A 7,832-nucleotide genomic window follows, 5' to 3' on the forward strand; every position below is an offset into this window, starting at 1 on the left:
CCGGAGCCGTTGCCGCACACGAGGAGGCGAACCGATGAAGAAGGTAGCGGGCCCGGCCGTCAAACTGCTCGCCTTCTTCACGGTGACCGCGGTATGTGCCGTGATCATCGTGGCCGCACTTCGTACCCCGGTCAGCGGACCGCTGTCGTCCTACGGCGCGGAGTTCGACGATGTGTCCGGGTTGTACGTCGGTGACGACGTGCGCATGTCCGGGGTGCAGATCGGCAAGGTCTCGTCGGTCGAACTCGACGGAGCCATTGCCCGAGTCGGATTCGAGATCGAAGGCCGGCGACCGATCTTCGTCAACACACAGGCTGCTGTCCGCTATCAGAATCTCCTGGGGCAGCGATATGTCGAGCTGATCCAGAAGGACGCGGCCACCGGTGCTCCGCTGGCGGCCGGCGAGACGATTCCGCTCGAGTACTCGATTCCATCGTTCGACATCTCCACGCTGTTCAACGGTTTCAAACCGATCTTCGACACCCTCGACACCGCCCAGCTCAATCAGTTCACCGAGAACATCCTCCGCATGGTGCAGGGTGACGGTTCCGGACTCGCTCCGGTACTGCGGGACGTGGATCGCATCACCCAGTTCGCCGTTCAGCGAGAGTCGATCATCGGACTGCTGATCGACAATCTCGGCCAGATCTCGGACTCGATCGGCGGACAGTCGGCGGCGGTCGCCGATCTCCTCGAAGAGCTGCACGGTCTGGTTTCGAGGTTGAGCACCCAGATGGACGGCGTGCTGGCGTCGCTGGATCAGGCGAACTACGGACTCGGACCACTGGTCGGCTTGCTGGAGAGCCTGCAAGATGCGTACGACAACAGCTACGCGCCGGTCGACGGAGCACTGCGACGGTTACTGCCGCAGACCGATCAGGTGACCGAGTTGCTCGCGCTCACCCCGTCACTGCTGACCGGGCTCAACGCGAGCATTCCCGATCCGGGTGCCCAGACCTACTCCTGCAGTCAAGGCCGACAGGACATTCCGGGCATCGGACAGATAGTGCTCGGCGGACAAAATTTGGTGGTGTGCAAATGACACGCGTGGTTCGCAAGGGCGTTCGCGACGAGCAGTCGGAGAACAAGACGCATGTGTTCTGGGGTGCGGTCGGTGTCGCGTTCGCCGTGGTGCTCGTTCTCGTCGCGGCTGCGCTGTACACGATCCCGCTCGGCGAGCGGACGTACACCGCGGAGTTCGGCTCCGCGGCCGGTGTGAAGCCGGGCGACGACATCAGGATCGCCGGTATCTCGGTCGGTTCGGTGCGCTCGGTTCAGCTGGCAGGTGCACATGTCGACGTCCAATTCAGCGTCGACTCCGACGTTTTCGTGGGTGATGCCTCGACCCTGACAGTGAAGTTGCTGACTCCCATCGGGGGTCACTACGTGATGCTCACCTCGCACGGTGACGACGAGCTCGGGTCGGCACCGATCCCACCGGAACGGGTCGAACTGCCCTACGAACTGTCCGACGCGATCCAACAGGTGACACCGTTGGTCCGCGATATCGACGGTCCGACGTTGCGACAGACGGTCGCCGAGTTGGACCGGGCAGTCGGTACGCAGCCACAGTCGACGCGTGCCATCGTGGACAATCTGACCTCGCTCACCGACGTGATCGCCACCCGCACCGACCAACTCGAACGCGGGCTCGTGGTGTCCGACGAGTACGTCGGTGCGTTGGCCGCCGATCGTGTCATGCTCACCGAACTCGTACGTGAGCTCGGCACCTTGACCAAAGGATTCGGCGACAAGCGCGCAGAGGTCGTCAGTGCCTTCGACCTCCTCGGAAGACTCTTCGAGCTGTTCCACCGCCCCGTGGTCGCATTCGAGAAGGGGCTGGAGCCGTCGATCGTCCAGCTCGAAGAGATCACGCAGAAGCTCGTCGCTCAGCTGGGTGATGTCGACGGGGCGATCACGACCATGAAGGAAAGCGCGGACGGCCTGTCCGCCCTGATCGGCGGTGGTGAAGGTCCCGTCGTCGATCAGTCACAGGACACGGTCGTCGGCGTCGGCGTGTGTATTCCGTTGCCGGGGAGGGTGTGCTGATGAACTGCAGATCGGTACGGATCGCCGTGGCGGCAGCCGTCGTCGTCACGCTCGTCGGCTCGGTCGCGTCCGCGACCGCTGTCATCGACACCGGCTCGGGCACTTCCTCGATGTGTGCCGAGTTCACCGACACGGTCGGTTTGTACGAGGGTAATTCGGTCATGATGCTCGGCGTGGTCGTCGGAACGGTGACGCACATCGAGAACACCGACACCGCGGTGCTGGTCACGATGGATGTCGACGGTGGCCTCCGGTTGCCCGCCGGGGTGGGGGCAGTGACACTGTCGAGTTCGATCGTCACCGACCGCCATGTGGAATTCACGCAGCCATACATCGATGGCCCGGAGTTCGATCGGGCGAGCTGTATTCCGTTGGAACGCACCAGAACACCGCTGGGGATCAGTGACACGCTCGACGCCGTGTCGGGGCTGGCGTCGGACCTGCTCGGTCCGGCGGACGCCGAGGGCAACCACGAGCAGATCCTGGGCGACACATTGCGTTCGGTCGACGGTTCGCTGCGTGGCTCCGGCACCCAGCTCAACGAGAGTCTTCGACAATTGGCCCAGCTGGTCGGCGATCCGGCCGACCGGGATACCACCGTGCGTCGACTGATCGACAACCTCGACGGTCTGATCGACACGTTCGTGGTGAGCTGGCCCGAGGTGGCGAAGCTGCTCGACAATCTGAAGCGGGGGATGATCACGCTGTCGGAGTTCACCCAAGCCTTCGGGACCACAGTCGCTTTGACCACAGAGTTCATTCCGCCACTGGCGCGCAACGTCGCGAAGTACGACGACAAGGTCTACGATTTCTCGACCAGGTGGTGCCGGTGGTCGATGTACTGCTCGGGCGGGTGGGCGATATCAAGGACATCCTCGAACAGGTGCCGACCATAGGCGAGAACTTGATGACGATGTACGACAACCATTCCAAGAGCGGGCGCGTGATCTATCACCCGCCGCAATTCGAGATCGATACCAACTCTCCCAACGAGGTCTGCGCTCTGCTCAACAAGTACAGACCGACGTGCTCGGCGGACCAGCAACGAGGCGACGTCATCGATGTCGGATTGGTGCAGCTGATCCTCGGTTCGGCGGGTTGGCGATGAGGCGCGCGCTCACCGGCCTGTGCTGTGTTGCGTTGTTGTCGGCGTGCAGCATCGATCCGGCCGACCTTCCGATACCCGGTAGCTATGTCGCCGGCGACAAGTATTCTCTGCGAATCGAATTCGCGAGCGTGCTCAATCTTCCGGAGAAGGCGAAGGTCATCGTCGAGGGCGTCGACGCGGGCGTTCTCGACACCGTCGAGCTGGTGGGTTCGACCGCCGTGGCGACGGTGGACCTGTCCGCCGATGTTCGCCTACCCACCGATACCGTCGCCGAACTTCGGCAGTCGTCGATTCTGGGCGAGATCTACATCTCGCTGCAGCCACCGGCCGATTCCTCCGGCGCGGGATCGAGCTCGGCATCGGGCACCGGCGGGCCCTACCTTCGTGACGGTGACGTCATTCCCGTGGAGCGAACTGTTCCGGCCGACAATGTCGAGGACGTGCTGCGCGGACTGTCGAACCTCGTGACCGGCGGCCATTACGTCCAATTGCAGGAAGCGGTGAACAACGTCAATGCCGCGATTCCTCCCGATCAGGCCGAGGTCGACAAGATCAACCTCGCAGCGAGGGCCGCGCTCACCGATATCGGCGACAACACCGGGGAAATCGATCGGATACTCGGTGCCGCGGAGAGTATCTCGAATACTGTTGTGACACAACGTGATGGAGTCGAGCGTGTCCTCGAGCTCGGCCCGAGACGTTCGGGAGGGTTGTCCGAGGTTCTGTTCAGCGTCGTCCACATGATCTTCAGCCTGGGGTACATGTCACAGCACGTCGGGGACGTACTGTCCGGCCCGTATCCGGAGCTGAAGGATGCTGTGGACATCATCGCGCCGGCGTTGATCACCATCGCGAATGCCGACTCGTCGGTGCCGATGAACGTGGACAAGGCCAATACCCTGCTCAGGGAGCGCTTGATTCCGTACTTCGAGTCGACGCCGAACATCGCAGTGCGGTCGGTGTCTGCAGACGGAGGGCCGAGTGCGCGCGCGGACGACATGATCGGGATCCTGCGCGGGATAGGAATTGTCCGATGAAGCCGGGCACACTGTTCTCGCTCGTCGCACTCGTGGTGATGACGGTCGTCAGCGTCGGATACCTGACCGTCGGCGTACTCGACATCGATCCGACTCGAACGACGAACCATGTCGTGGTTCGGATGGAGTCCTCCGGCGGACTGATGGACACCTCGCAGGTCACCTCACGCGGGATCCAGGTCGGTCGGGTCGAATCGATCACCGTGGTGCCGGGCGGGTTGGACGTCACTCTCGGTCTCGATGCAGACCATCGCATCCCTGCAGATTCCGAGGTGGTCGTGGCGAACCTCTCTGCCGCAGGCGAGCAGTATCTCGATCTTCGCCCTCGAAGCGCCGGAGGTCCGTACCTCACGGACGGAGACGCGCTCGGGAGCGAGCAGGTTCGAGCATCGGTCACCGTCAGTGAGGCGCTGGGCCTGGGCGATGCCCTTGCCTCGCAACTCGATACGAACGCACTGAAAGGTCTGACGGAGACAGCATCGGCCGCTGTCGACGGGCGTGACGGCGACGTCGACCGTCTGGTGGAGGCATTTCGATTCCTGGCAGCCACAGTGCGAGACAAAAGCGGCGAAATTCGTCGACTGTACGACAATGCTCAGCAGGCGGGTCGCAATGCGTACGGATACGGCCCGGTCATGACCGACGCGGCGCCGTGGGTCGGCGCGACGGGCGACGGGGTGGCCAACTTGCTCGAGGGCTTCAACGAGTACTCGTACGTCGGCGCGGATGTCTGGGACGATCCACTCGGCAGATCACCCCGAAGATCGATCAGTACCTGACGCCTCTGTCCCCCGATCTTGCTTTGATCGCAACGCTTCTCGAGCCGTATACCGCACCCATCAAACCGATGCGGGTCGACGCCGGGTCCATCGTCGACGTACTGCAGACCGTCTTTCCTCCCGGCGGGCCGGCGAAACTCTCCGTAGAAATTCCGAACTGATTGGAGCTACCCCCTCATGGTCGAGACAGACGCAGCCGAGGCGAAAACACCAGTGCCCGAGGACAAGGCAGCAACAGTGCCCGAGGGCTCCAGACGGCACCGGATTCGGTGGCCGGTGGTCGCTGCAGCAGTACCGGGTGTGGTGCTTGCGGTGGTCTTCGGCGTGCTGTGGCATTCTGCAGCAGGCGATCTGGCTGCCGAGCGTGAACAGGAACAGGACCGGCAGATGGCGGTGAACACGGCGACCGAGTACACCGCGCGGTCGTTGACCTACGACTACCGCAACCTCGACGCCTTCTTCCAGGGTGTCGACCAGGGGGCGTCGCAGTCCCTGCAGGACAGGTACGACGGGGTCCGCGAGGCGCTGACGGCGATCATGAACGAGTCGCAGGTGGTGGCGACCGGCGAGGTCCTTTCGGCAGCAATCGATTCCGAGTCCGGTGGTGAGTACAAGGTGGCGGTGTTCGCTCAACAGACGACGCAGAACGTGCAGCAACCCGACCCGGGGAAGGTGCCCAATCTTCTGCTGGTGACGGTCACCGATCAGGACGGGCAGTGGATCGTCAGCGACTACGGACCCAAGACCTGAGACTTCGTCAGTGAGCGTTGGTGGCGCTGACGAACTGCGCCAGGCCGCGTACTTCCTGCTCGATCTCCGTCATGCCGCACTGCTCGAAGATCGACGTGAACTGATTCTTGTCGAACATGCGGACCCCGATGCGTCCCGACACCGCCCCCAGCACCGATTTGACCGGAGCGGCGTTGCGGCCGTAGCTGGACATGATCGCGATTCGACCGCCCGGCCGGAGAACCCGGACGAGTTCGTCGACGACGGTCAATGGATTCGGTATCAGGTACAGGGCAGCGAAGCAGCAGACGGCGTCGAATGTGTTGTCGGCGAACGGAAGTGACTGCGCATCACCGCGCATGTAGGCGGCGTGGGGGCCGCGGTTGTCGCGAACGGCGCGCCTGATCATCTGCTCGGAGATGTCGAACCCGATGGTGATGCCATCGCCGCTCAGGTGGTCGGAGAGGTACCTGGTGAAGTTTCCCGGTCCAGCTGCCACGTCCAGTACCTTCATGTCTCCGGACAGCCGTAGGTCGTCGACGGCCTTGTCGCGTTCGGCGGACATCGAGATGCCGCCTACTCCCATCATGGCGACACCGGCAGGACGCCAGAGCTTTTCGTAGATCGAGGCCACCAGAGGGTTGTTCATGGCGCGACTCGCAGCCGTCGGTGACGGGGCAGGAGTACCGCCCAGCAGCTCCACATAGCCGTCGGTGGTGACCGCAGCCGTACGAAATTCGGGTTCGAGTAGCTGTGCGGCGCGGTGGAGGGCCTGGTCGTCGGGGGAAGGCGCGACAACGTCGTCGGACTCACTGTCCGGGTCTTCCTCGGGTACGAGCGGATACGGCGGCATCCCGGTGCCTTGCAGGCGGTATCGGCCCCAGAAGTCCACGTCGCTCACCAGGACCGGCACATCACCGCTGTCGGTGCTCAGCCTGCCTTCGCGGCGGCTGCCGGCAGCCGCCATGAAACTCTGCAGTGCCTCGTGTGGCCGGACGCGGCCGTACCAGCGGAAGATCCCGTCGATGGGTTGGGAGTGTCCGCGCAGATCTACCTGCACCTCGAACTCGGCAGGAGGGGCCTCGAAAGTCAGAGTTGCCGGTCCGCGGAAATCGGGCTTACCGGATAGATCACTCACAGGTTCACTCCTCCTGGTCGCGAACGAACGCGAGATGAATGGGCCGGTCGAACTCGATGCGGATGCCGAGGAGCGCACTCGAGGACTCGACGAGCCCTCGCACTATGGCCGCCAGATGCGCGGTGAATGCGTCGATGTTCATAGCGGATTCATGGTCGTCGGAGCTTCCGAGCCACCAGTCCGTGGCAGTCGCTACAGCGCCGAAGGCCGAGTACGAGATCAACTCCACCGTCGCCCTGTTCACTCCTGGTCCCTGCACAGCGTCGGCCAGAACGCGCGCCACGGTGTCGGTTGCAGCACGGGCCGACTCCAAGGCCGGGTCCGACGAAGACGTCTGCGACTTTCGGCCGACAGTGCGGGCCAGAAAGTGGCCGTGGACGAGGAACCGGAACAGATTGGGATGGTCTGCGACCACTGCCGCGTATCCGGCAGCGCTGTGATCGATGAGTTCGGCCACCGAGTCCGCGAACAGATCCGCCGTGGTCATGATGCTCGCCAACAGCATTTCCTGAACGTGCTGGACTATCTCAGCATAGAGATCGGACCGGTCGGCGAAATGCCGATACAGCTTGGGTTTGGCGGTGCCTGCAGCCTGTGCGATATCGCCCATGCTGACGCTCGGTCCGTGCGTATCGATGGCGACCAGAGCGGCCGCGACGAACTCTCGTCGCACCGCGAGTCGATGCTCACGCCAGCGTTCGGTGCGCGCATCGATCCTCTTGCACTGTGGCTTGCGCCCTCCATCTTCTGGGTTGACACGTCCGGTGACCTGAACCACACTTTGTCACATTACCTACTACCGCCGGTACTGGCTACCATGAGTTTTGGATAGACGGAGTCTCGGGGGAGTCGTCGATCGCGAGGGGGATCGGTTGTGAAGCGTGCAGTTGTCGGTGAACGGAACAGTGACGGGGGGGACGTCGAGGCGCGCTGCGCTGGTGACCGAGGACCTGTCGGCTACGCGGGCGCGGGCGGTCGGCCCGCGCGAGAAG

The 7,832-nt window shown here is 63.3% G+C and carries 9 protein-coding genes; 7 read left to right on the forward strand and 2 right to left on the reverse strand.

The features are described from left to right. Positions 1 to 34: 34 nt before the first annotated feature. The 7 genes from RHBS_RS20705 (at position 35) to RHBS_RS20735 (ending at position 5,723) form a co-directional block, all read left to right on the forward strand. Positions 35 to 1,042: an MlaD family protein gene (locus RHBS_RS20705; protein ID WP_128646353.1), complete on the forward strand. Its 1,008-nt coding sequence runs from the start codon at positions 35 to 37 to the stop codon at positions 1,040 to 1,042. Continuing rightward, positions 1,039 to 2,049, forward strand: coding sequence for an MlaD family protein (locus tag RHBS_RS20710; RefSeq protein ID WP_128646354.1), 1,011 nt, complete (start codon positions 1,039 to 1,041; stop codon positions 2,047 to 2,049). Before RHBS_RS20705 ends, RHBS_RS20710 begins: the two co-directional genes overlap by 4 nt. Then, positions 2,049 to 2,945, forward strand: coding sequence for an MCE family protein (locus RHBS_RS20715; RefSeq protein ID WP_128646355.1), 897 nt, complete (start codon positions 2,049 to 2,051; stop codon positions 2,943 to 2,945). Before RHBS_RS20710 ends, RHBS_RS20715 begins: the two co-directional genes overlap by 1 nt. Further along, on the forward strand, positions 2,933 to 3,157 hold the full coding sequence (locus RHBS_RS20720) for a hypothetical protein (RefSeq protein ID WP_128646356.1): 225 nt from the start codon (positions 2,933 to 2,935) through the stop codon (positions 3,155 to 3,157). Before RHBS_RS20715 ends, RHBS_RS20720 begins: the two co-directional genes overlap by 13 nt. Further along, positions 3,154 to 4,194, forward strand: coding sequence for an MlaD family protein (locus RHBS_RS20725; protein ID WP_128646357.1), 1,041 nt, complete (start codon positions 3,154 to 3,156; stop codon positions 4,192 to 4,194). The genes RHBS_RS20720 and RHBS_RS20725 overlap by 4 nt, the downstream gene beginning before the upstream one ends. After that, positions 4,191 to 4,973 carry an MlaD family protein gene (locus RHBS_RS20730; RefSeq protein WP_128646358.1) on the forward strand — a complete coding sequence of 261 codons (783 nt, stop codon included), beginning with the start codon at positions 4,191 to 4,193 and terminating at the stop codon, positions 4,971 to 4,973. Before RHBS_RS20725 ends, RHBS_RS20730 begins: the two co-directional genes overlap by 4 nt. Before the next feature lie 177 nt (positions 4,974 to 5,150). After that, positions 5,151 to 5,723 carry a hypothetical protein gene (locus RHBS_RS20735; RefSeq protein WP_128646359.1) on the forward strand — a complete coding sequence of 191 codons (573 nt, stop codon included), beginning with the start codon at positions 5,151 to 5,153 and terminating at the stop codon, positions 5,721 to 5,723. Positions 5,724 to 5,730: 7 nt separating this feature from the next. Here RHBS_RS20735 and RHBS_RS20740 read toward each other — a convergent pair whose 3' ends face one another. Next, positions 5,731 to 6,840 (reverse strand): DUF4873 domain-containing protein, encoded by a 1,110-nt coding sequence (locus tag RHBS_RS20740; RefSeq protein WP_187298580.1) that lies wholly within the window; start codon positions 6,838 to 6,840, stop codon positions 5,731 to 5,733. A 4-nt stretch (positions 6,841 to 6,844) separates the two neighbouring features. Beyond that, the gene (locus RHBS_RS20745) at positions 6,845 to 7,618 is read right to left on the reverse strand and encodes a TetR/AcrR family transcriptional regulator (protein ID WP_128646361.1); all 774 of its coding nucleotides are present in this window, start codon (positions 7,616 to 7,618) and stop codon (positions 6,845 to 6,847) included. Positions 7,619 to 7,832: the final 214 nt, after the last annotated feature.

The sequence above is a fragment of the Rhodococcus sp. BS-15 genome, assembly GCF_000813105.1.
GTDB lineage: Bacteria > Actinomycetota > Actinomycetes > Mycobacteriales > Mycobacteriaceae > Rhodococcoides.

What these genes read in the sequence shown, in the direction of transcription:
- RHBS_RS20705 (WP_128646353.1), top strand. Translation starts at nt 35, where the DNA reads ATGAAGAAGGTAGCGGGCCCGGCCGTCAAACTGCTCGCCTTCTTCACG.
- RHBS_RS20710 (WP_128646354.1), top strand. Translation starts at nt 1,039, where the DNA reads ATGACACGCGTGGTTCGCAAGGGCGTTCGCGACGAGCAGTCGGAGAAC.
- RHBS_RS20715 (WP_128646355.1), top strand. Translation starts at nt 2,049, where the DNA reads ATGAACTGCAGATCGGTACGGATCGCCGTGGCGGCAGCCGTCGTCGTC.
- RHBS_RS20725 (WP_128646357.1), top strand. Translation starts at nt 3,154, where the DNA reads ATGAGGCGCGCGCTCACCGGCCTGTGCTGTGTTGCGTTGTTGTCGGCG.
- RHBS_RS20730 (WP_128646358.1), top strand. Translation starts at nt 4,191, where the DNA reads ATGAAGCCGGGCACACTGTTCTCGCTCGTCGCACTCGTGGTGATGACG.
- RHBS_RS20735 (WP_128646359.1), top strand. Translation starts at nt 5,151, where the DNA reads ATGGTCGAGACAGACGCAGCCGAGGCGAAAACACCAGTGCCCGAGGAC.